This is a genomic window from Bacillus sp. TH50 (assembly GCF_016650565.1).
GTDB classification, from domain to species: Bacteria; Bacillota; Bacilli; order Bacillales; family Bacillaceae_G; genus Bacillus_A; species Bacillus_A mycoides.
On sequence record NZ_JAEKFM010000008.1, the window covers coordinates 290,428 to 314,939 of the forward strand.

20 protein-coding genes and 5 pseudogenes are annotated in these 24,512 nt (G+C 33.2%); 9 read left to right on the plus strand and 16 right to left on the minus strand.

Annotated elements, in window-relative coordinates; translation table 11 throughout:
* Window positions 1-2 precede the first annotated feature (2 nt).
* The gene (locus JFU23_RS29455; RefSeq protein ID WP_002203240.1) at window positions 3-323 is read right to left on the minus strand and encodes a hypothetical protein; all 321 of its coding nucleotides are present in this window, start codon (window positions 321-323) and stop codon (window positions 3-5) included.
* Window positions 324-614: 291 nt separating this feature from the next.
* On the opposite strand from JFU23_RS29455, the gene JFU23_RS29460 reads away from it, so the two are divergent.
* From JFU23_RS29460 to JFU23_RS29475, 4 genes are all read left to right on the plus strand, one after another.
* A complete protein-coding gene (locus JFU23_RS29460) occupies window positions 615-845 on the plus strand; it encodes a helix-turn-helix domain-containing protein (RefSeq protein WP_201033466.1) in 231 nt (76 codons plus the stop codon).
* 110 nt (window positions 846-955) lie between these two features.
* On the plus strand, window positions 956-2,221 hold the full coding sequence (locus JFU23_RS29465; RefSeq protein WP_201033467.1) for a Y-family DNA polymerase: 1,266 nt from the start codon (window positions 956-958) through the stop codon (window positions 2,219-2,221).
* A complete protein-coding gene (locus JFU23_RS29470) occupies window positions 2,218-2,559 on the plus strand; it encodes a YolD-like family protein (protein ID WP_002144322.1) in 342 nt (113 codons plus the stop codon). Before JFU23_RS29465 ends, JFU23_RS29470 begins: the two co-directional genes overlap by 4 nt.
* A gap of 223 nt (window positions 2,560-2,782) precedes the next feature.
* A complete protein-coding gene (locus tag JFU23_RS29475; protein ID WP_242483563.1) occupies window positions 2,783-2,998 on the plus strand; it encodes a transposase in 216 nt (71 codons plus the stop codon).
* 339 nt (window positions 2,999-3,337) lie between these two features.
* Here JFU23_RS29475 and JFU23_RS29480 read toward each other — a convergent pair.
* The 7 genes and pseudogenes from JFU23_RS29480 to JFU23_RS29515 all read right to left on the minus strand — a co-directional run.
* A pseudogene (locus JFU23_RS29480) lies at window positions 3,338-3,706 on the minus strand (IS6 family transposase); the annotation flags it as partial.
* A gap of 394 nt (window positions 3,707-4,100) precedes the next feature.
* Complete coding sequence (locus JFU23_RS29485; RefSeq protein ID WP_201033469.1) at window positions 4,101-5,531, minus strand: IS4 family transposase; 1,431 nt, start codon at window positions 5,529-5,531, stop codon at window positions 4,101-4,103.
* A gap of 118 nt (window positions 5,532-5,649) precedes the next feature.
* Window positions 5,650-6,663, minus strand: a complete 1,014-nt coding sequence (locus JFU23_RS29490) for an SMI1/KNR4 family protein (RefSeq protein WP_242483564.1) — start codon at window positions 6,661-6,663, stop codon at window positions 5,650-5,652.
* A 223-nt stretch (window positions 6,664-6,886) separates the two neighbouring features.
* Entirely contained in the window at window positions 6,887-7,174 is a 288-nt protein-coding gene (locus JFU23_RS29500; protein ID WP_078177177.1) for a hypothetical protein, read from the minus strand.
* 57 nt (window positions 7,175-7,231) lie between these two features.
* A pseudogene (locus tag JFU23_RS29505) lies at window positions 7,232-7,375 on the minus strand (YrhA family protein); the annotation flags it as partial.
* 138 nt (window positions 7,376-7,513) lie between these two features.
* Window positions 7,514-7,614 (minus strand): annotated as a pseudogene (locus tag JFU23_RS29510) (hypothetical protein); the annotation flags it as partial.
* A gap of 36 nt (window positions 7,615-7,650) precedes the next feature.
* On the minus strand, window positions 7,651-8,163 hold the full coding sequence (locus JFU23_RS29515; protein ID WP_201033470.1) for a protein kinase: 513 nt from the start codon (window positions 8,161-8,163) through the stop codon (window positions 7,651-7,653).
* A gap of 170 nt (window positions 8,164-8,333) precedes the next feature.
* Between JFU23_RS29515 and JFU23_RS29520 the strand changes: the two are divergent.
* A pseudogene (locus tag JFU23_RS29520) lies at window positions 8,334-8,495 on the plus strand (acyltransferase family protein); the annotation flags it as partial.
* A gap of 596 nt (window positions 8,496-9,091) precedes the next feature.
* Here the strand turns inward: JFU23_RS29520 and JFU23_RS29525 are convergent.
* The 4 genes and pseudogenes from JFU23_RS29525 to JFU23_RS29535 form a co-directional block, all read right to left on the minus strand.
* Complete coding sequence (locus JFU23_RS29525) at window positions 9,092-10,198, minus strand: hypothetical protein (protein WP_201033471.1); 1,107 nt, start codon at window positions 10,196-10,198, stop codon at window positions 9,092-9,094.
* A gap of 596 nt (window positions 10,199-10,794) precedes the next feature.
* Entirely contained in the window at window positions 10,795-11,292 is a 498-nt protein-coding gene (locus JFU23_RS29530; RefSeq protein ID WP_063225858.1) for a DM13 domain-containing protein, read from the minus strand.
* A gap of 76 nt (window positions 11,293-11,368) precedes the next feature.
* Window positions 11,369-11,518 (minus strand): annotated as a pseudogene (locus JFU23_RS30785) (sensor histidine kinase); the annotation flags it as partial.
* Window positions 11,519-11,674: 156 nt separating this feature from the next.
* Window positions 11,675-14,080 carry a PAS domain S-box protein gene (locus tag JFU23_RS29535; RefSeq protein WP_201033472.1) on the minus strand — a complete coding sequence of 802 codons (2,406 nt, stop codon included), beginning with the start codon at window positions 14,078-14,080 and terminating at the stop codon, window positions 11,675-11,677.
* A 2,061-nt stretch (window positions 14,081-16,141) separates the two neighbouring features.
* Here JFU23_RS29535 and JFU23_RS29540 point away from each other — a divergent pair.
* A complete protein-coding gene (locus JFU23_RS29540; protein ID WP_002204183.1) occupies window positions 16,142-16,879 on the plus strand; it encodes a terminase gpP N-terminus-related DNA-binding protein in 738 nt (245 codons plus the stop codon).
* A gap of 35 nt (window positions 16,880-16,914) precedes the next feature.
* On the opposite strand, the gene JFU23_RS29545 is transcribed toward JFU23_RS29540, so the two are convergent.
* Both JFU23_RS29545 and JFU23_RS29550 read right to left on the minus strand, forming a co-directional pair.
* Window positions 16,915-18,369, minus strand: coding sequence for an FtsZ/tubulin family protein (locus tag JFU23_RS29545; RefSeq protein WP_033728762.1), 1,455 nt, complete (start codon window positions 18,367-18,369; stop codon window positions 16,915-16,917).
* Between the two features lie 20 nt (window positions 18,370-18,389).
* Window positions 18,390-18,806 (minus strand): hypothetical protein, encoded by a 417-nt coding sequence (locus JFU23_RS29550; RefSeq protein WP_002106934.1) that lies wholly within the window; start codon window positions 18,804-18,806, stop codon window positions 18,390-18,392.
* Between the two features lie 1,327 nt (window positions 18,807-20,133).
* On the opposite strand from JFU23_RS29550, the gene JFU23_RS29555 reads away from it, so the two are divergent.
* Window positions 20,134-20,640 (plus strand): hypothetical protein, encoded by a 507-nt coding sequence (locus JFU23_RS29555; RefSeq protein ID WP_201033546.1) that lies wholly within the window; start codon window positions 20,134-20,136, stop codon window positions 20,638-20,640.
* 201 nt (window positions 20,641-20,841) lie between these two features.
* On the opposite strand, the gene JFU23_RS29560 is transcribed toward JFU23_RS29555, so the two are convergent.
* Window positions 20,842-20,979 carry a hypothetical protein gene (locus tag JFU23_RS29560; RefSeq protein ID WP_201033473.1) on the minus strand — a complete coding sequence of 46 codons (138 nt, stop codon included), beginning with the start codon at window positions 20,977-20,979 and terminating at the stop codon, window positions 20,842-20,844.
* 71 nt (window positions 20,980-21,050) lie between these two features.
* On the opposite strand from JFU23_RS29560, the gene JFU23_RS29565 reads away from it, so the two are divergent.
* Together JFU23_RS29565 and JFU23_RS29570 are read left to right on the plus strand one after the other, a co-directional pair.
* On the plus strand, window positions 21,051-21,347 hold the full coding sequence (locus tag JFU23_RS29565) for a transposase (protein WP_002170592.1): 297 nt from the start codon (window positions 21,051-21,053) through the stop codon (window positions 21,345-21,347).
* Between the two features lie 8 nt (window positions 21,348-21,355).
* Window positions 21,356-22,237, plus strand: coding sequence for an IS3 family transposase (locus tag JFU23_RS29570; protein ID WP_201033474.1), 882 nt, complete (start codon window positions 21,356-21,358; stop codon window positions 22,235-22,237).
* 67 nt (window positions 22,238-22,304) lie between these two features.
* On the opposite strand, the gene JFU23_RS29575 is transcribed toward JFU23_RS29570, so the two are convergent.
* Entirely contained in the window at window positions 22,305-24,002 is a 1,698-nt protein-coding gene (locus JFU23_RS29575) for a helix-turn-helix domain-containing protein (RefSeq protein WP_201033475.1), read from the minus strand.
* Window positions 24,003-24,512 lie beyond the last annotated feature (510 nt).

The following is a 24,512-nucleotide window of genomic DNA, read 5'->3' on the forward strand; positions in this document are numbered from 1 at the left end:
CCTTAAAACATGATTACGATACGAACAAATACATATCCAATCAAACAAACTCCACCAATTCGCGTTCCGTGATAAATACCTTCACTTACAAATTTAGCTGCTGATATATAGTCATGTCGCACCAAGTATTTTTCTAACATGACTGCTCCGATTAAAATCGTTCCCATAACTCCTAATGCAATGTAAGTATGTAATACCTGATCCGACATATGAAGGAATGCGAAAGGACTTAATGAATTGTATTTACGAATTTTCTTTTCTTTATCTTTGTATGACCGATCCATAAACTTGCGAAAAGGAATTGTTTCTTTCCTAGCACGCATTTAAATGCCCCCTTTATAAACAGAATTTAGAATGTAGATATTACATAGCTTCATCTACTTAATACCGTGGTAGTTTTACCTTGGTAGAAATCTTGATAAATACTATGGTAATCATTCGCAACTTACTTTGGTAACCTCGTATTCTTCTACCTTAATAAATACCGTGGTAGCTGCTTTGATACATCATATTGTGGACAGCTTGTACATTATGTAAAAAACTTTTGCCGTCTATGCGAATAGTTTTTTACATTTATGTCCACAATGTTGAAAATAGGTTCAGGAGGGATTTAAGTGTTTTGGAAATTCGGAGGGAAAAACCGAACGAAATTAGGTGATTTTTTAGATCGGAATGGCTTCACCCAAAATGATTTAGAAAAGATCGCGAAATTAAGTCGTCCTACAGTTTCAAAGGCGTGCAATGATAAAGAATACATACCTAGTCCAACTGTAATGAAAAAGATTTTAAAAGTTATTAGGCAAATAAAACCAAACGTTAAATCTACCGACTTTTGGGATATGTAAAAACTGGCTAACTAGAGTCAGTTTTATTTTTTTATAAAAACCCCTTCATAAGAGAACGTATATTCGTGTATAATAAGAACAGATGTTCTTATCGTTAAGGAGGCGTAAAGGTGTATGACTACTCAATTTTGCCGAATCGAATTGTTTTATGTGTAGATCTTCGAAGCTTTTATGCTTCAGTTAGTTGCATCAAGATGGGATTAGACCCACTACATACCAAATTAGCTGTAGTAGGAGATGTGAACAGAAATGGCTCTATTGTTTTGGCTGCAACACCACCACTAAAGGCATTAGGCGTTAAAAAAATGGCAAGGTTGTACGAAATACCACGGCGTAAAGACATTCTTGTGGTAAATCCAATCATGGGAACTTATATAAAATGCTCAAATTACATAACGAAATTAGCTCTACAATATGTTCCTATTGAAGATTTTCACCAATACAGCATCGATGAATTCTTTATGGATATTACAAATAGTATCCATCTGTTTGCGAATGAACCTTATGAATTTGCGCTGAAATTCAAACGTGAAATATATGAGAAAACAAGAATTGAATGCACGATTGGGATTGGACCTAATCCTTTAATGAGCAAGATCGCTTTAGATGTGGAAGCGAAGAAGACAAAAGACTGCGTCGCATATTGGAAGTACGAAGATGTCCCCATAAAATTATGGCCGATACGACCACTTAGTAAGTTTTGGGGAATTTCGAGTAAAACAGAAGTTAAGTTAAATCGAAAAGGAATACATTCAATTGGAGACTTAGCGCAATACCCGCTCAAATACTTAAAACAAAGTTTTGGAATTTTGGGCGAAGAATTACACTTACATAGCAACGGTATTGATTTTAGCCGCATTGCAGAAAAATACATACCAGCAACAACTTCAATTGGTAAAAGTCAAATACTCATGCGTAATTACACAATAGAAGAATTTCCGATTATCCTTCTGGAACATATCGAGGAAGTTTGTTATCGGCTAAGAAGACATAATAAACTTGCTCAAACCATACAATTTTCTATTGGTTATAGTAAAAATTATGCTGGCGGTTTCAGGAAAACTCACACTTTAAACCGACCTACCAATTTAACAATGGATATTTATCGAATATGTACATACTTTTTACATGAGTTATATACAGGTGAACCCATTAGATCAATTAATGTTTCTTTAACCAACTTAATCAATGAAGGCGAAGAACAAATCTCTCTTTTCGATAACATCATGCAACGGGAAAAAGAAATAAAATTAACTAAGGTGATGGATGAAATACGCACTAAATTTGGCAAGAACAGCATATTACGAGGAGTTTCTTATACAAATAGTGCTACAGCAAGATATAGAAACACATTGTTAGGAGGACATAAATCATGAACAACACTAATATGCCAAAAGGAAGAGGAATGGTAAAATGGACTCCATTTGCTGCGATGCCGGAACAATTTGCTGGTATCCGTGAGATCATTAAAGAAAAAAATAAAATAACGCGTCCAATATTAACACCAGAAGAAAAAGAACTTATTGAAAACTTATTATTATGCTCATTGCTTTCCGAAGAAGAAATATTGATTACATATTACGAAGATGGCTATCTGCTTACTAACTACATGACCGTGACTGATATTGATCCATTGAATTGTTCTATTATATGTACAGATGCTTTTTATAACAGGATTACTCTTAAATTTATGGATGTTGTTGATGCAAAATAAAAATAAAGGGTCTACTAGATTCTGGTGTAAATATATAATAAAGAACAAAAACAACAATAAATCTCTAACGGGATCTCCCCTTATACTATAAGATCAAATACTTGATGAATGAATTTATTCTGATTTTGAACTGACTGGTTGATATTATCCCCTTAAGGTAGACAGTGTAAAAAGACCATGAATACACATGGATGTTACACTTTTACTTGAAGGGGATTTTATTATGGTTAAAAAAGGGGATAAATTTCAAACTTATTCAGATAAATTAAAGATACAAGTTGTAAAAAATTATTTAAATGGTGAGGGTAGCCAATCAGCTATAGCGAAGAAATATAAGCTTAGAAGTAGAACACAGTTAATGAATTGGGTCCGGAAATATCAAAAAATAGGTGATATTTCAGACTTGCGGGGGCAAAAAATGGTGGTAATAACGGCTTAAAAAAACCTCTTAAAAGGTCGTCCTCGTACGAAGTTCGATAGTATGGAAGAAGAGTTGGAATACTACAAGGCGCAAGTGACTTACTTAAAAAAGCAGTATCCAAATCTATAGGAGATGTTCTTGCTCAAACGGCTAAGTACGAGATTATTGAAGAACTACGTTCTCGGTACAAAGTAACCTGGCTTGTCGTCATTGCGCAGTTAAATCGCTCTAGCTACTATAAGTGGCGTTCAACATGTAGTCAAAAAGGATAATACATTGCATGAACAGATTCAAGCAATTCACATAAAACACAAGGAATACGGTTATCCTCTCATGACAATCGCCTTACGAGAGGCTGGATTTTTTCAAGAAGCGCTTAGCTACTTTGACATCTCTCGTTTTACTAAATAAAAAGTCAATAGTATTCCCATCTGAATCGACTGCATGATACAAATACATCCATTGTCCTTTTACTTTGATGTACGTTTCGTTCACTCTTCATGATTCATTCGTTTGTTTGAGGTAACGTCGAATTCGCTTATCCAACTCAAGACCATATTGATGTACCCAACGCATAATGGTTGTGTGTGCTATAGATAAGCCTCGTTCCTCCATCATTTCCACCAAATCACGGAAACTTAGATTGTACCGTAGGTACCATCTCGTGGTTAATAGAATAATATCTGGTTGATAATCTTTCCACTTGAATAGATTTTGCTTTTCCACACTGATTACATCCTTTCTAGAGTACTAGTATCAGTATGTTCAAGTTTTATAGATTTCTTGCACCAGAACCTTATTACTCTCACTCTCCTCCTACACTTATTTTCACACTATTTAGTTAGCCTAAAGTCTTTTAATACCTTTATTTTAGAATCACTTGCACATGAGGCAAGAATGATTTAACGTAAAAGAAAATGTCAAGCACGGGTTATCGTTTCTTTATGTGTCTTTTAAAAATTGGTAGAAAAGCATATTGGTATAACTCAAGAATATCAAAATTCACTTCAACATACCTCTAAAAAAATATATATTGAAATCCTATTTGAATATGTCAAATAGGAAAGCTTATATTCTATAGTTAACAAAAATAAACCCTAACGGGTTTCATTTTTTTGAATTAAGCCGCTTGATTATCAGACATGGTACAATTGTAAACGACACCTAATATATCAAAGACTGTTTTCTTCTCATATCGATGAGATTTTCTCCCGTTTTGCTGTAGGAGGTTGAACAGGCGAATTAGAATCTTTGATAGCTCTTGGGTGTCTTTCTGTATAGCTTGGAAAAGAAGAAGAAAGTAATCTTTAATCATATATATGGCCTTATATTCACTCAGTTCTCGTTTCTTTTTCATAAGAAGTAATTGCCGCATTTGAAACATGGTAGAAGAACAGAGTAGAATGGCAATCAGTTTTCCATACAAATGGCATTCCAATCGTTCTCGTTTTATCTTTTTACAATGATGAATATGAAAGAATGATTTCCACGTTTTAAATAAAATCTCGATTTGCCAACGTAAAGAATACCAATCATGCACCTGCCCCATCGGGACAATATCTTTAGAGGTATTTGTCATATATACATTGATACCGCTAAGTCGTTTACTACGAGCAGAATACTTCATTCCTTTCTTTTTTTCTCTTACAGTTTGATCTTGTAATCGTTTTTGTTGTTGTTCTTTTGTTAGTCGATGAATAATCACACGAGTTGGGACTTTATCCGTCATTCCTACATAAGCGTTGGATATTTCATATGTTTGTCCTGGTTGAAGAGAGTTCATTAAAACCTCCATATCTATCTGGATATACTCTGTACCTTTCTTGATTCTGCCATCTTGAAAATAATCAGGATTAGGATTTTTTTGATAAATACGTGTATTCGATTTGATACGTGAGATATAATAAGCCTTTTTATCTTGTATATGTTGAAGATCTTTCAAATGGAAATAACCTAAATCTCGGATACATAAATCATTCGCTGTTACAGTTGGGGCACACAGGGAACCGTAGGTTCGATCATGTTGTTTACCTGGACCTGTATGAATATGAAGGAACTGTCCACTTAATAAATCATACTCAAGCTGAATCTTTACTCCCGCTGTATGGCTGCATCCTCCTGCACCTGGATAAACAAACGAAAAAAGATCTGGAAGTTGAAATGCAGTTGAATCTAAAATACGAATACGCTTGAAAACAGAAGTGTATGGAGAAGAAATCGGCATAGATGCGGCCAATTTTTTGCTTAGTAGTTCGACTAGTAGGTGTTGTAAAAGTTGGACGGCCGCCTTATTAAACCGCTGATTCAGTCCCTCAGGACTGATGAGTACTTCTGTTGATGCTTCTAAACAGCTAGATAACTGAGTTAAAGAAGTCATAGCTACATTTTGACTCAACCATACACATAAAGCTACTAAATCTTTTGCTTGGTACTTACTGGTTCGTTGTACAAAGCCAACATCTCTAGCAAGATCCCGTAAGGTATTTGGAGATAAAAAACTTTGAATCTCTTGAGCAAATAGTTGTAATTCGTCATACACAGAAACAGACATAAAAAACGCCATCCTTTCCTATGATTCTACAGAAAGAATAGCGTATTTTTTCATTCTAGGGGGCATTTCTTTTTATTAGCTTGATAGCGATGTGGCTATGCCCCTTAAGGGGTATTTTTTATGCTGCAGGTTCTGTTGGAGCTGGTTGAAAAGGAGTTACTTTCCCGCCATCCATTTCACCATTCATCATGAATTGATTCATAAATTCACCAATCATTTTTTGCAACTCATCCATTGGAACAATGTTCTTTTCAGAAGTATCGAATGTGAATTTGATTGGTTTATCGATAGATTTGATATCAGAATGAATATTCATATCAAATTTAAATGTTTCTTTTTCATCTTTAGGATTTTTTGCTTCGAAATGAATTGCTGCATCCTGTTTTTTAATTATTTTTCCATCCATTGTATAAATTAAAGAAACAGAAGATTTACCAAGGTTTGCACCTTCCAATTCTTTCTTAAAGTCTGCAATTTCTTGTTTTGTTCCAGTGAAGTTTTTCATTGTAGACATTTCATCAAATACCTTTTCAATCACTGCTTTTAAATCTTTACCTGTTAATTTCACAGTATATACATCTTTTTCTTTTGTAAAGTTGTCTTCAGGAAGCGCTTTGATTGCATCTAATAACGATTTCTGTACTTTCTCTTGGATTTTCGTAGATTCTTTTGTATCTACTTCTCCTAAATCTTTCATATCCATTTTGATAACTTTTCCTTCTAGAGTAGAAAAACTATCACCAGGAATGCCAGCTAATTGTAATAGTGATTTTACATTATTCGCTTTTACATATAAAGCCTTTTTCCCTTCATCCATAAGCATTGGAATCGATATATCCATTTTCATTGCATCTGTTTTAATATTTGCACCAATTGCCAATGAATTTGGTATATACTTTTGAATATTATGTGCTTCATTTATCTCTATACAGTCAGCTGGACCCCAAATGCGTATATATATTTCATTATTCACATTAAATTCTGCATTAGTACTATGTTGAATTACCTCTAAATAATCAAAAGGTACATCTATTGAGGAAAAGTTTTTTAATTCTTGAATGGCTTCTTTAGTTGCTGGCGGCTCCTGGGTTTCTAATACAAAAATCTCATTTAATTTTTTTAGTATATGCATTAAAAATCAACCCTTTCATATTTCCCTTTCAATTTATCAAGCATTTTATACTATTATTTTAAAGTTTCTTTGAAAAATACAGCTTCTTCAAAAGATTAACAGAAAAACAGCCTACTCTTCGTATAAAAGTCGGCTTCTTTCTTATAGTTCGAGTTCTCCCATACGAAGAAGCTCAACTACTGCTTGTGAATGTCCTTTAACCACTAGCAAAAGATCATAGTTCTTATCTCCAACGCCATGCAATTGTTGTATCTTCCATATGAATAGCAGGAATATCAATTCCCAAATACTGTTTCTCACTCTCATCAAAAACAGACCAATTTTCGTCATCCAGAAATTCAGGGTCAATACTTTCAAAGTTAAACGCACTATCTTCGTTTACCATCTCGCGAAAATATTTTTGAAACGTTTTGCTATTCTCATATAAACGGATTGTTCCATACATCCATGGCATATCTACAAAAACATCTTTAATTTCACCTATCTCAATATCTTTAAAATACAACTTCATATTTGCACCTTCTTATTCATGAATTTCAAAGATATCTATCTTGAATATCTCACCATATTAAAGGAGGGTTATTTTTAATGCTTCCTCAAGCATTGTATTACAATCATTATAGATTTTCTTCACTGTACCCGATGGCTTATCCAATTCTAAATAAGTACCATCCGATAAGTTTTTACAAAACCACGCAATAATGGATTTTCCCCTTTCTTCATATCTTCTATCTCAAAATTTGAGATACCTACTTTTTTAAGTTCAAGAACCTTTTCCCGCTTCAAAGGTTCACTTCAAAATATAAACAGAAAAATAACCGACCTTTTATACAAAAGTCGGCTTTATCTATTATAACTCAAGTTCTCCCATACGAAGAAGTTCAACAACTGCTTGTGAACGTCCTTTAACCCTAGCTTTTGCATTGTATTATTAATATGATTACGGACAAGCCTTCTTGTTACTAAATAATGTTTCTTCAATTCTTGTTATCTAACCCACTCATTTTTCATTACTTTAAAATACAGCTTTTCAAATCCCCTAAAATACTTACTGTAAACGCCTAACGTTTCAATATATGTATTAATAACCTCGCTTAAATCAAAATGAACACCATCTTTAGCTAAGTAATAGCTATCATCCAGACTATATAAATCAAAATATTTAGCTTCCCAATACAACCCCCTGTTAACTAAAAGTCTGGTGGTACATTTAATTGATTCTTCAATCGTCAGTTCTTGTTTTTTTAGTTTTTTATGGATGACGGAAAGAGTTAATTTAACAGTGTATTCTTCATCAACTGTGCTACTAAACTCAAATAACTTCCCTTTAATATCATCTATCTTTGCGTTAGACATTAAGGATATCTCAATTATTTCATATGGCGGACTGTCACTTGCTTCAATCAATTTATCACACCATTGAATTACTTCAGCTTTACTCCACAACCCACAACAAATCCCTAAGCCATAAATACGAGTTAATTTTCGAATTAAATCCAAAGTTTCTCACCTGCAATTTCTCATATACTTTTTTGTTTAATTTTAACAGATTATTATTCATTCTGTAATTTATATATAATAAAGAACAAATCATCCATTATGAGTGCTTAACTTTTCTATCTTCAAAAACAAAGTCATCATCTTCATTAATACTTTCAATAACAACGTAGAAGTTAAAAGAAGCAGCATCAACTTACAAAAATGTGGTGTTAGTCGATTGGCATTCAGCAAGTGCCGGAAATACGGCATACTTTGAACCGGATGGCATACATTTAACGAAAGCCGGTGCAGAAGCATATGCTGCCCTTGTAGCAAAAGAAGTAAATCAATAGGGCGTACGGAAACGATTCTGATTATGAGGGGCTACTCTGGAAAAATATCCTCCAAGATAAGATAAATATAAACAAGAAACCTACCTATCTACGGATAAGTTTTTAGGTTCTGTTGCAAAGTTTTTGAAAATTTGAAGAGTACGGGTAAACTTTGTAAAATACTATACTATTGTGGGATCTGGTGCAAAAATGTTAATTAGAAATATATAAAAAAGCGCTTGGCTGCTTGTTTATCTCCTGATTTACTTAGATAAAATCAATTGTATTAGCCTCTGAATCTACTGCACGATATACGTGTGGATTTGAAATAAAGTTTAATCGTTTATTTGTTCTGTTATAATTTTAAGAGTAAATTATTCATCCATTAATTTACACCATCCATATCTGCAGTTATGGAAACCCTAATTACACATAAAAAGAGAGAAGAACATTGGTGGGTTCTTCTCTTTTTGTTTATTTTTTTAATATTACTATCCATCCGGTTTGTGCTTTTTCTTTTTATCTTCAAAATTAGGTAATAAAAGATTTTTGTTTTCCTGTAACTCAGTATTTAACCTGCTGTTCAAGGACAGTATGCTCCCGCACTGATTAAAGTTTCACTTTATAACCTGTTTGCAATATTTACACGTACCACGCCTCCGATAATAGTAAGCAATCGTAGCACCAAACAGAGCCACTCCCCAAATTGGCCATAATAACTCTGGACCTTCCAATGCCCATCCCCTATGATCTAGACCCCCTTTATTAATAACCCCCTGGATGTACATCAAACCTGCTGAAGTAACCATAATGGAAACCAGTGAAGCAGGAATAATCGCTAATGAAAGAGGTACACGCCTACCAGCAATAAATGGAAACCATTGCGGATAAATTTCTCCCCAGGGCTGAATAAGCCCTAACGTAAGAATTGTCCCTCCGAGAGCTACGGTAGCCAAGGACGCACCCATTAACCAAATTCCAGGTGAATCACGTTCAAAAGATTCAAGTAGTTCTTTGGTAGTTCCCAGTGGAATGCCCATCGCCCAACACCATCTTGTTATGGAATAACAGATAGGAATTATAATGGCAATGTAAGTGCACCATTTCCCCCAAGATGCTGCTGAGGATTGTGATGTCCATTTAGAGGGATTACTATTTCGGCCACAATACGGACAAGCATTTCGTGTTTGGCGTTGATATACTAAAGCAGTTGCACTCCATAGAAATGCTCCTAGCATACTAATATATTGATTTACAATCGTCCAGTACATCATCTGCTCAAAAAATTTCACTCCATGCGGAAAATCAAATGGTGCTCCAATCAAAAAGATAAATCCATATGCTGCTGACGCCAAGACACGGTAGTCAATAACTGCAAATAATAGAATTGCTACTAACATATACACAAACATAAGTAATACTATTCGTAAAAGTCCCTTGCCCCAGCCACGAATCATCATGACAGCTACAATGACTCCCATTAATCCAAATCCAACCATTATAGGTGCACCGGTTTCAGGCCTCAGACCAGCTAGCATTGAGTATTCAGATTGTGGATCTCCGATTCCAAATGGAAAACCCTTTCCTCCCAAGGCCCAATACTGACCTAATATCAAATACATCAACGACCAAACAACCGCCGTATACCCAATCCATTTGGGCCATAATGATAACCATCTAAAAGTATGAATTCCGGTTTCGCTTTTTTTCTCAGTATTTGACATCGTGAATGAACAACTCCTTTTATTAAAAAGTAATAATGCTAAAACCTTCTACAATATTTACACTGTCCTCGCCTTCTTTGATAGTAAGCGATAGTCGTTAGCCCAAATGCTATTCCCCATGGAAGCCAAAATAGTGAAGGCCCTAAATCTCCCCATTTTTGGATAAGTGCCAATGTCAGAATGGCACCGCATATAGGTAATTCACTGATACCAATTTGATAGCAAAAAATTCCGCTTTTCAGTCCTATCTTTCAATGTACCTTGTGAATAGTGATCATTCGGCCGTCGTATATGATTTAATTAAAAAAATCATATTCTTCAACTCCCCAGTGTATATTGATGAATAAGTTCATATTATGATAAGAAAGTTAATTTGAAACGGACCTCCAGAACTGTTTATAAACAGTTCTGGAGGTCCGTTTAGAAAAGAAATTCCATAATCACAGTTGTAAGGTAACAAACTGGAAATATTGAGCAATAAAAATACCAATTCCGCATAATGGAATTGGTATGAAAAATCTTCTAATCTATATTAATTACCTTCTTTCTCTATAGAATTATACTTGTGTTACACAAACTCACTTTTATGTTCATATTTATTTTTTAAAATAAACAGCACCAAAGTTTTCATTAAATCTCTTACACCAAATAGAAACTAAACCATATACACTTACATCTACCCCTTCAGGAATTTCGTAGTTTTGGTCTCCTTTATTTCCCTTTAATTTTCCCAATTCAATATACGGATAGTTTTTCACGTCTTCATTATTTTTCAAACGATTCGTAGGAACTAATACAACTCGCACATCCGGCCCATTAGATGTTGCAAAATTAGAAAGTCTTAAAACACGTTTTCCATCTGCTAATTGATGAATTTTTGCCGTTCCAGTTGTTTCATGGACACCGTTTTGAAACTGTCCTTCACTTATTACTCGATCACTTTGTTGCTTTGCTTCAATTGATTGTACCTCTGTTTGTGGCAATGCTTCATTCACGTGCTTATCAATAAATAATTTCTCTGGTCGGAACAATGACCATAAAATCCCCATTACAATTATCAAACCACCTATAAACCAGACATATTTTCTTTTCATAAAGTAAAAAACCTCCTGTAACATACTGTTTAGTAGTATGTTAGCAAGAAGGTCTTTCACTTTTATAACATAAATGTTACAAAAGTCTTTCAGCCGTCCTATTTTTTTCTGATACGATGGGAAGCGTAATCCAAAATTGACTTCCCTGCTTGCCGTCTGCGCGATCCCTCACAACACGTTCTTCCTTGTGCATTTCAATCAATAATTCTGCAATATCTAATCCAAGTTCAGGAGACTACTTGCAAGAGTCTTAGAATTTTTGTATCAAAACCATGAACAGTATAGTAGGAGCTATTCAGGAAACTAAAAAAGAGCAGTTATTGACACTCCCACCCCTAAAGGGGATGGGCTTTCCCGTTCGGAAAATCTGTAAAGAAAGGTATTACTTTTGAATTGTACAAATAGGGAGAGTAACTTCAACTGTTGTTCCTTTATTTACTTCACTCTCAATAAATACCTTTCCTTGATGTGTTTCGATAATTTTATAACAGACCATTAATCCTAAGCCAATCCCCTCTTCCTTAATACTGTAAAAAGGTTCTCCTAGATATGGTATACGTTCTTTTGGAATCCCACACCCTTGATCTATAAAGCGAATGCTTATTTGATCATTATCAAATTTATCAATTTGAATCAAAATTCCTCCTCCCGTTGGCATGGATTCAATTGCATTTTTTAAAATATTAACAAATACTTGTTTTAATTGATTTCCCTCACATGGAATCAATGGAATACCAGGTGTAAAATCGATTCTAATTTGTATATTATTCATCATTGCTTGAGGTTGCAGTAGCATTAAAACTTGATCCATTAGCACACTAATATCATTAGGTTGTATCTTTACCACCTGTGGTTTAGCTACCGTCATAAATTCATTTGTAATACTTTCTATACGCTCAATCTCTGATGATACTATATTTATATACCCCTGATTATTCTCATTTTCTGTTGATTTTAGTAATTGCATAAACCCTTTCATTGCGGTTAATGGATTATTAATTTCATGAGCCATTGCAGTCGCTAATTGTCCTACAACAGCAAGTTTTTCAGATTTCCGTAGTAACTCTTCTGTTTTTAACCGTTCAGTGATATCACGAGAGATACTTAAGAAAACTTTTTTGCCATTCAAGTTAAAAATACGGACACTAAACTCGGTTGTTATTGTTTTTCCGGTTGGAAAAATATGTTCATCTTGCAAAGTGAAAGAAGTCTGTCCCTCTCTAATTTTTTCTAACAACTGTATGATAATTGGAGAATCTTGTGGTACATTATTGGGAAATGGCATCGAGAGAAGCTCTTCTCTACTATATCCAAATCTGTTACATCCAACAGGATTTACCTCAATAAATCGACTTGGAAATTGATCCTCATTCAACTCTACAACATATACTGCATCAGTTGCTTGTTCAATTAGTGCACGATATTTCATTTCACTATCTCTTAATTGTTGATGTAATCGTTGCCGTTCTCTTTCTGCTTGTTTTCTTTCGGAAATGTCCCTACATATTGCAGATAAAGCTATCACATTTCCCCTTACATCTAGAATAGGTGAAATTGTCAGACTGACATCAAGAAGGCTTCCATCGTTACGTTGTCTAACTGTTTCTAATCTCGTAACTACAGATTCTCCAGTTAGAATTTTCTGTATATTTCCGAGTGATTCATCCATTAAGAAATCAGGCACACAAGGTAATCTTTTACCTATGATTTCGTGTGATGACCAACCAAATATCTTTTCATAAGCTTTATTAGCTTGTAAAATATGTCCCTCCCGATCAGATATGGTAATCGCATCTACATTATGTTTTATAAATGATTCCAGTAATTCTTTAGTTGCCCTTAATTCTGATTCTACCTTTTTCCTTTCGGTTATATCGACTGTAGAACCAACAACTTCAATAACTTGTCCATTTCGTTTAATCGGTCTAAGCGCACTAAGAATAATAGTTTTATCATTCGGCCAGGGTAATTCAAATATAATTTCTTTCCCTTCCCACGCCTGAAGATAATACTTCATTAATTGTGGAACTAAATGGGGAGGAATAATAGAAGCATCAATAGTACGTAAGCTTTTTCCTACCACCCGTTCAGAATAAATTCCGTTTTGATAATAAAACTGTCCATCACACAAAGTGTGTATAAAATGTTTATCCGTTTTTTTGAATTTAAAGATACCCCCTTGAAGCTCATGTACGGTATCTTTGAGTTCTTGCTTCGATTTTTTTAATTTTTGATTCGTTTTAGATAAGTCCTGTGTTAAGTAATATAATCTTTGGTAAGCTTCCATAAGAAAAACACCAATTAAAAGTCCTAAAGCTATAAATACTAATCCTGGAGTGTAAAGCACTGTAGTAATAAAGAATACACCTACTAACCACTTCATACCCACAAAAACAGAAAAGTATAGAGGTGCACTTTTAAATGGATGAAGGCTTTTGAAATAAGTTTTAAAAATAGTAAATAGAATACCCATACCGAAATAAGCCATCACAGGTGGTTCCCAATACCCACCAATGTAAAAGATGCGCATTATAATAATACTAATTAATGTAATCCAACCAGCAATGCGACCAAAGTAAATAAAAGAAAGGATAAGAGGAACAGCCCGGAGATCGTAGGAAAATCCCATGTACGGAAACGAAAAGAACATCAAAGTAACTGCGATGATCCCTCCATAGAATTTTTCAAAATATCGCCTGGAATGAATCGTAAACACTTGAATAAATATTGCTGCGCTAACAAGTAAAGAAAAAATAGAAAGATTGATGAAATAGTCTTTAATAATCATGTAATGTCCCTCCTTGCATTAAGTATATTCGACAAAAAAGCAGAAAATCCTACAAATAGTATAAACGGTTCAGGTGCAAAAACTTCAAAATACATGTAAGTAATCTTTAAATCTTGGACATACTGATACTATTACTCTAAAAAGCTGTACAATCGGTATAAATATTGAAGAATTAGTACTTCATACAAAGAAATTCCCCCTAAAGGATATTGACACGAGATTAACATATTGCAAAATCGAATTGAAATACAGACAAGAAATGAGATTAACATATCAATAAACATTAACATGTTGACATTAGGAAGCATTAAAATGTTAACCTCATGTCAACTCCCCTTACTATTAATGATGACTAGAAACTAACAATACATCGATAAATCATAGGTTTACTAGAATGAGAATTGAAATACAAAAATCCAAAGCATTTAAAAACCCTCAATATATAAAGAAACATTCTTTATATATTGATAAGAGAATTTCGAGCGGAAGATTAATAGAACATATAGACTGTAAAGTAAAATTACATCCAGTGTATCTGATTGTATTTAATAAAGTAATATCAGAATTACTTTGTAACATGCAACTTAGAGATTCCCGATTTACCATTAGATGCATAATTGAAGATTTAGTACTTCATATAAAGAAATTCTTCTCATGGAGTATCGATATGACATTAACATTTCGCGAAGTAGGATCTAAATACATACCGAGAATGGGATTGACACATCAACAGACATTAACATGTTAATCCTCAGAGAATAAAAAATATCAATGTTATGTTAACTATCATTGGTTTTAATAAAGACAAGACATTAACAACAGATCTATAAAACTACAACTTTATTAGGATGAGAATTAAAATGCGAAAATCCACACTAGTTAAGAACCATGTTTTATAAATCGCTAGAAATTCGCGCTGAAAATTATTAAAAAATGCAGACTATCAAGCAAATTACTGTCCATTATAGTGAATTCATATCAATAGAATACTATCTTAATTTGAGAAAAATTACTTTGTAATATAAGCTTTAGAAGTTTTAAATCCACTCTTGGGTATGTAATTGAAGGAACAATGTTTTAAGTATTGACATAAGATTGACATTCTACAGAAACAGGTCCGTATACGTACTAGAAATGTGATTGACATATCAAGAAACATTAACATGTTAATACTTAGAACAACACAATTGTTAATCTTATATCAACCATACTTAATTCTATCAATGACAAGACATTAACAAAACATTGATTGATGTAGATCCTTATTAGTAGCGCTATTAATATACCAGGTTCACAACGATTGAATATTATTTACAATTAATAAAGGCCGCATAGATCCTATTAGTAAAAGCTTTTTCTTTGTGATTTACACTTACAAAATAATCATTGAAGCTAATCAACAAAGCGAATAGTACTTTATAGTGTTTCAAACGACTAACAACCAATAAATTAACTATCCTATACAGTCATCTAATTAGAATTTAACGTTCATAGAGACCTATAATAGTTATTATCGAAAATTGCTTTACTAGTCTTGGGATCAGTTAAAAAGAGACACTGCCTCTATTAGTCAAACAGATATCCGTTCTATACTCTCAAGTGTTATGAATGAAACAGGCTCATACTGCAATTATTAGTAATATGGACTCTTTTTATCATATTTATACCTATTATTTTTGAAAGTTCAATGCTATATCCTCATAATTTATTTACAAATCGGTTATATTTACTTATCATTAATATTAAGTGAATAAAAATGTCAATCTCATAGCAACAATTTATAAGGATATAGGGGGCAAAGTTACCTAATTAATCCTATATAACATTGATGCATTTTAAGTCCCAGTTAACAAAACATTATCATTTAGCGGGAATAAACCGCACTTTGTTAATGTGCTGTTAACACTTTGAATGTAACATATTAATGTTATCTTTCATGTTAATACTAGATAAGGAAGGGATTCCTATTAATATCGTCGAAAAACACTTAACATATCAATCTCACATTTCATGTTAATGTCATTTATCAGCACAATTACATACTGTTAAGGAGGTAATATTATGATTAAGCAGGAAAATCAATCAGAACAAACCATGGTAGATGATGAGAACTCATTACACGAAGACGCTTTTGAAAAAGCCTGGCGAATAACAGAGTTTTCTAAGTTAGTAGGTAGACACCATAATACTGTTTATAATTGGTTCAATACGTTAGAAGAGAAGGGATTGCACGGGACACTTAGAACCAATAATACAAATGAAAAGCTATATAATTCATTGGATTTAAATATAGCTCTTTTCATAAAACAGAAAAGGGATGAAAAGTGGTCTTTAGATGCCATAATCGAACTTTTGCCGCATCAATTCGAACTAAGGCCAGTATCTCCTGAAAACCACTCTAATGAAGTATTATCTCAAATTGATTTTCAAGACGCAGCTGAGACAATTGAAAAATTGGTGGAACAAAAAGTTCAAGCACATTTACAAAACATCGAAATACAATTCCAAGAGAAATTTGAAAATGTATTAAAAGCATTGCCTCAACCTGAAGATCCAATTGCTATGAAAGAACGTCAAAGACAAGAGAGACTTGATAACATAATAATTGAACATAGAGCTCGTAAAGAGTTAAGAAGACAAGCTGAAAAACTCTGGAATGAAAAGCCTGAGGAAGAGCGTGTGAAAAAAGTTGGTTGGTTTAAAAAAGAGGAAGATCTAGCAAAAAAACACCTTTTTATAGAGAATTATTTAAACGAAAATATGATAGAGTATATGAAATCTATTATGACATCAGAATAAAAAAGAGGCCCGGGATATTCCCAGACCTCTTTTTTTTATTTTGATGTACCAAACATTTTGTCTGGATCCATAAATGCAGCTAATTCTTCATCATTCTCAGCATCTGCTGATGGTTCCTCATTACTAGTTCCCATATCGATGTAATCACCAAAATTAATACTGAAATCATCGTCTTGATCTTGCATTTCAATTGTACTAATTTGAGATTTTTTAAACTGAATTTGACTTTGCTTCTCTTTAAATTCATTGAATTCTTCAACTAAACCTTTAGACAAACGGGACGGTAATGCATCAGTTTTATAGAACGTATACACACTGCCCATAAAATCATTTTTACTAATTAAATACCCATTAAATACCGTACCGTTGATTGGTAATGTATTCGTAACTTCTACTTTTGCATCATCCATAAATGAATCATCAATATTCTTTTGTTCGTCTAGAATTGCAAGCATTCCAAAATGATGCACCTTAGAAGCCTCCAACTCACCATCATCGTTCTTTTTCATTAATTCTATAGGAGGGTGGAAAGAGCTTCCTTTCAACGATTCTGAGAACATATCTACTATTTCTTTACTATTTTCAATTTGATTCATATTGCGAGAAATTTTATTAATAACTAGACAGCCAGTTTTCTCTAATAAAATACGTTTAAAGTCCTGAGAATCTAAAATAACAGATGTTCCTGCGCCATTAGAAGCTGTATTTAATTCATGGATGATTTCACCAATGCGCTGATTAGCATAGTCTCGTGAATTAGCAATACCTTTTTTCTCATTTTCGTTTAATCCTTTAAATTCATCATAGAAATGTTGGTTATCCGCGAAAACAACGAATGCAACACCTTTTGCTGGTTCATTTGCTAACTTCCAAATCTCTTGAGAGAATTTATTTACTTGTCTTAGTACATCAGGCCCATCGGCTCTTACAGGGAGTGTCACAACAATACCCATTTTAATAAAATCTTTACGCTCAATTGCATTATTGAATGCAATTCTTGCATACTTTTGTTGATTTGCTATTAATTCCTCTCTAGAAATTTTCATTGCCATACTTTTAAGTTCTTCAGCGATTATAGGTTTATTATGAAAAGCCGAGAATTCTTCAATTGCTTTAATGATTGTAGAAGTACCTGTTCCACCGCCTAATCCAGCAAAAAATAGTACCAATTCATCTGTTGGTCTTACACGCTCTGTGATGAATTCTTTTAACTTTTCTTTCGCTTCATCATTTGATTCTAGTACTTTTACAGCACGTTCTGGATTCTTCCCTAGTCCGCCTAATTTTAGTGATACTTGGTTACTTTTAGGCACATTTTTTAATTCTGCTAAATCACCATCGTTACTATTTAAAGCAAGACAGTTGTACACAGATGTTCCATCCGTATGCTTATATTCAGCAAATTTATCTACCATTCTAGTTCCAGCTTGACCAAAACCAACCATTGTCATTTTTACTGCTACTTCGTTTTTCAGAAAGTTCTTCGCCATTATTTTATCTCTCCTTTTTCTTATTTATTGGTTTGTTTACGTCTTCCTAGTTCAATTAACACCTGCTGTCCTCTAATTGTTGAGATTAAAAATTTATAAGGATGCATAATCTTTTCAGTTATTAATGACATTGAAGATAATGTACTAACACTTACTTCAGCTGATCTTCTTGATATATTGGTTCGTTCAACCTCTAATGAATACGATTTTCCCTTTAATTTCTTAACTCTCCTATCAATTACAACATTACCTACTATTTCATTTATTGAGATACCCCTCATATATTTCGTCTCTTGGTATTGTTTATTTACCTCAGATCCTATGTAATGAAATACATTATAAAGTATTTCGTCTTCTTCAAGAATGTCTGCAAACATGTTCACAACTTCATCAGGAAATTTAATTACTTTATACTTTTCGCTCAATACCTCGTTCAAGTTGCCTCCCCCTTAAAACGTTGGTTAATTATTCCTACGAATATATTACATTATTATAAAGCGTATATCAAGTCATTATATGCAGCACTTACATATAAAGCGTATAAGTCTTAAGTTAGGCCGAAATGTTGATATATAAACATAAATATATACGACGTATATGTACGATGTATATTGTATATATCAATTATAGGTTTCATGTAATTAACAATACCGTCTATAAAACTACAAATTCATTATTTAATTTGACATTCTTTTGAATAATCCTTTATAAAAAATATCAAACTACAAACATTTTAAGTAAAAAAACTTCACAAAGTATTCATACGCTTTATTTATAAGCTGTATTTATAAGCCCTTTCTATAAGATGTATATATAAACCTTTAAAAACAAAGGTTTTGTAGTTCCTATATCAATTTCATATTAACATATTTAACACGTTTTCTTTATACACAGCTTATATATAAGCTTTATATGTAAACTGTGCATGTAAAGGGTGTATATAATATTAAAAATCATTGCTTTTTTCATATCAAATGGTTTGATATGAACTTACTAATTTAATAAAGAGATCTTCCTATTCATTTTTCTTTATTTACGTTTTTTCTACCCTTTATATCTATTGATAAAGGCGATTTGTCAATGTCATGTTATAAGTTCACTTCTCTGTTATTAACTCACATAATTGCAAATTCAGTATCTCTAGTGTTAGGTTCTAGACATTCACTTGTTAATCTCATATGTACACCATCTTTATAATTAACATGTAGAGTCATAATATTAATAAATTCAACTAAATTTATTATATTTTTATTTAAATATAGATTTTCTAATTGAATTATATATATTACTGTAATACAGCTACTAACTTAACAAAGCAATAGATACACCAAATGGCGATTAGTTCTGTTCAAGAAATTGGACCTGTTGTTTATTCTGGCAAGAAAGAGGAAGGGGGGATTGCTGACAAAATGGAAAGTAGCTCAGGATACATTAGAAAGTGAAGAAATGTTGTCGCTTTTAAATAAAGTCACGGTGTTTATAAAAAAGTTGCGATGTTTTGCCCCTTTGGATCTGTTTATCTAAAGGGGTGTTTTTATAGTGAAAAGAATGTCTGAATTGAAAGGAGGATTAAAGAACTGTTGAGTAGCAATAAAGTTACTCCACTAAAGGGCCATATTCTCGAATAACACATTTGAAGGAAATTATTATAGATGAAGCTATTGAGAAAGCTTTAACTCAAATTAACTGGTATTTTATCCTAAGTAAAATGATACAATGTCAAAAAAACATCGAGCAAAGGGGAAGAGAAAAATGAGGTTTTGTATGGACTTTGGTGATACGAATTTTATTGGCGTAGCGAACACTAATAAATACGAATCATTTGTAGATGAAGATTGGGAGTTAGATAATCTCTTGCAACATTTTGGAGACGAGATGAAGCAAGGGCATATTTTAGTTTTTCAAATGACTGAGGAAGGAATTGAACATTCTTGGAGAGTAGAGGTTAGAAAAGGTACAGAAGAAATAACTCATAAATGCTTTAGGAAAGCAATAGGGTATATAGAAGTAACGGAAAATCAACTATATTTAGTGGATTATGACTGCCTTACAATGGCTGCTCAGTTTCAAAATCACAAATTACCTGATCAAAATTGTTCCAAATATAAGATTGAAATAGAAAATGGCTTATATAAGGTTGAGGTGGTTCAATATTATAATGTAGATGAAGATGAATATGTAGGAGCAAGCGAAACGGATATTTTGTTAAATTTCATAAAGGTATCGGCCAGTGACCCAATAGCTGAAAGGGTATTTTGGTGTGCATATTAAGTTGATAAGAGGGGACGATACCCCTTTTTGTTGAATTAACGGGATAGCTTTAGCAAAATAACTAAGGTGTCATTTTTGCATTTTCCATTATTCCGCAATCGGGCGCGATTATGGAGCAATACAGGCAGAAAATGATCAAACTTTTTTATAAAACCGAAACAAAAATCTGCTGGAGAAAAATCCATTTTGATCAATCTTTTTTCAAAATGGATTCTTTTTATTTATCGTAAAACTTGGGATTGCGAGGTATTTTTGATTAAACTTTATTTCAAACCAACAAATGTTAAATGGACTAATTTTGTACATTGGAACCGTTAAAAAAGAGGAAACCATTTCCATGATATGATCCCCTTATAGTAGACAGGAAAAAGAAAGCACATTAACCTGTTTACTATGGAGGGGATTTTTTTATGGGAAAAATTAGAGTCACTTACGATGTAGAATTTAAGAAAAAAGCTATAGATTTATACTTAAAAGAAGGCATGAGCTATAAAACCATTGCGAAAGAATTGGGTATTCATCACTCGGTTGTAAGTCGTTGGGTGAAATACTTTGAAGCTGAAGGAATCAAAGGACTAGAAGAAAAACGCGGTAAAGCGAAAGGACCAGGTTTAGGTAGACCAAGGGTTAGACCCGAAGATCCTGAAGCTAAGATCCGACGATTAGAAGCGGAAAATGAAATGTTAAAAAAGCTCTTAGGAATGTAAAAGGAGGAATGAAAGTCGTATCCAAAACGAAAAAATTCGAAGTCATCCATGAAATGACAAAAACAGGTTATACAGTGACCATTCTATGCGATATTGCTGGTGTAACCAGAAGTGGGTACTACAAATGGATAAAACGGCATACGACGCCTTCAAAAAAACAATCAGAGGATATCGAAATTAAGAAAAAGATATTGGAGTGTCATAAAAAATTAAGAGGAATTTATGGATATAGAAGAATACAAGTGTGGCTGAAAGCCACATATAACCTTCATTTGAATCATAAACGCATCCAAAGATTGATGAGTGAACTAGGTATCAAAGCCGTAATTAGGAAAAAACGACCTTATTACGGAAAAAAAGAAGCTTATGTGATTTCAGAGAACCATCTAAATAGGGAGTTTCAAGCTTCAAAACCGAATGAGAAATGGGTAACCGATATTACCTATTTGATTTTCAATGGACAGCGCTTGTACTTATCCGCTATTAAGGATTTATACAATAATGAGATTGTTGCCTATGAAACCAGTCGTAGAAACGACTTAAAACTTGTGTTAGATACACTTAAAAAGGCAAAGAAAAAACGAAATATGAAGGGAATCCTCTTACATAGTGATCAAGGGTCCCAGTATACATCTCGTCAATATAATCAATTACTTAAAAAATATCAGATGAAGGCAAGTATGTCTCGAAGATGCAACTGTTGGGATAATGCTTGTATGGAAAACTTCTTCAGTCACTTTAAGGCAGAGTGTTTTCATTTACACTCCTTCCATAAAGCGAATGAGGTCAAACTTGCCGTGCGTAAATATATGCACTTTTATAATCATCAAAGATTTCAAAAGAAATTAAATAACCTGAGTCCATATAAATATAGAACTCAGGTTGCTTAGTTGCGCTTTTTTAATACTGTCTACTTGACAGGGGTCACTGCACCAAAGTGGTTTCCTCCTTTTTTGCTTACATAGACTCGATTATCAGTTGTCTTTCATACCATTTGGTTAACTTATCATTAACACTGTTTGAGATGCGTTTCATTTTCTTATTACAGAATCTCGATAGTGTAGCAGGGGATAAGCCTAACTCATCTGCTATTTCGCGCATCGTCCTATTTTGATGCATATGTTGGTGCATAATTTTCTCTCTAATTAGCTCTTCAGTACTTACTGCACTATGAGCTACCGTATTTGTAATCAAATTATTTTCTTGCTTATCCGGAGTATCAGTTACCTTTTTCTTTGCCAAACTCCCGATATTATCCATTAATTCTTTTGGTGGTAAAATGATGATTCCTAATTTTGAGTAATAATTCTTAAACCAGTTTCGTTCTCCAATTCTTGATTCATCAATTTCCTCAGCGTATCCCCAATGTGAAATAACTTTTTCTTTTTCTAAATCTATTAATACATTTTCTAATTGCTCACGAATACGGTGTGGACGCCCCTTAGCTATATTAATGCCCATAACAGATAATAGTCCTTTTTCTCCACCAATTGAATATGGTCTTTTCAAATTACTGTACTGTTGTCGAATTCTCCACTGCCAAGATAAGTAGCGAATGAGTCGCTTATGGAATTTGTGACGATAACTATTATACTCCAATGCTTTTTTAGATAATAACGCTGTTGTGCTACTAGATCCGTATAAATACATCGACAAAAAGCTACCTGGCTTTATTCTACAAGATTCAATACCTACGTAATCATTGGTATTTTTATCTCTCCAAAGAACTACAGAATCTAAAACGAAAAGTCTTTTAATTATTTCACGCTTCATTTCAAATTGCTCACCAGTTTCTGCACGATCATTTAAAACTACGACCTCATTATCATCATTTAAATAAATAAAGATACTTGCCAAGGCAGCTATACGCTGTGCAATTTTTATTTTATCTTCTGCGCGATAATACTCAATACCGTTTGCTGATGCTTTTGGTATATTACACATATCTAGTACATTTTCATAGCTGAAATCAATAAAATCATCTTGAGATTTCGCTTGATTCAACCACTGTATTGTAATTGTATCTAAACAGTCTGCGGTAAGATCATCCATATTACTAATAACACCATCGACTAGTATTGACCATCTTTCTGCTTCATTAGTATTTACTAGCCTTAAATCTTCATCCTTATGTGACGACAGCTGAGCAACTCCGCTTGTATTTTTAGTTTCTAATGGTAAAACAGATACTGCTCCTACTTCATCTTCTTCAAAGTGATTCTTGGCTATACCATCTCGTAGTTGATAATATACCGCATCATTACTTACAGGATAGTAATCCTCTTGTAGATCAATTGAATGCTCTTTTAACTTTTCATCGGTTGTATTAGATATTCTAGACGTTTCAACTTCTTCAGACGTACCTCCAAATTCTTGCTCTATTATTTTATCGAGTACATTTCGAATCTCAATTTTATATTTATCTAGATTTGCGTATATATGCAATAATGAAATCCCTTGTTCTTGTTTCTGGCCTAACCAAGAGACAAGAGCTGAAAATGAAGGGGATATATTAGCTGAAGTTACTACTTTGTCATGATTTCCCTGTACTTCCTCATAATATCTATTCCACTTTTCCCATAGCTGCGTGTTCTTTTCATACATTGGTGCAGCAAGTAAAAGGGCATCGCTAAACAACACTAATACTTTCTCCATATTCAAAAACCTCCTTACTAAGTTCCCACCAATTAGAATTATAAATTATAGAACTTGAGACGTTATAGCTATATGGTGGCAACATAGCATATAAGTTGAAACGTTATCAGAATAATCTATATCGAGAAATGATTTATCGAACAGTATTTGTCCTATCAAGTAAACATTCTTGTACTTGTATTATATAAGACTGTACTTATTTGTAAAATTACTACTTTACACTACAATCTCCATGCGGGAAACCCATTTGGTATTAAATAGTGTAAATCATACTTTTAAAGTGAAACGTAATTGTCCCTTTTCTTACAAATGAAATAAAACATTATAGCGTTATGATAACAATTACTTTCTTACCAAGAAACATCGATGATTTGCTGGTTTCATCTAAAAAATTATTTGTATCATTCTATACAATGATACAAATACCCTTACTTTTATGAAACGTCATAGCTACATTGTGGCAAGTACTCCTTAGAACTTGAAACGTTTTAGCTTTATAGTGGCAAGTAT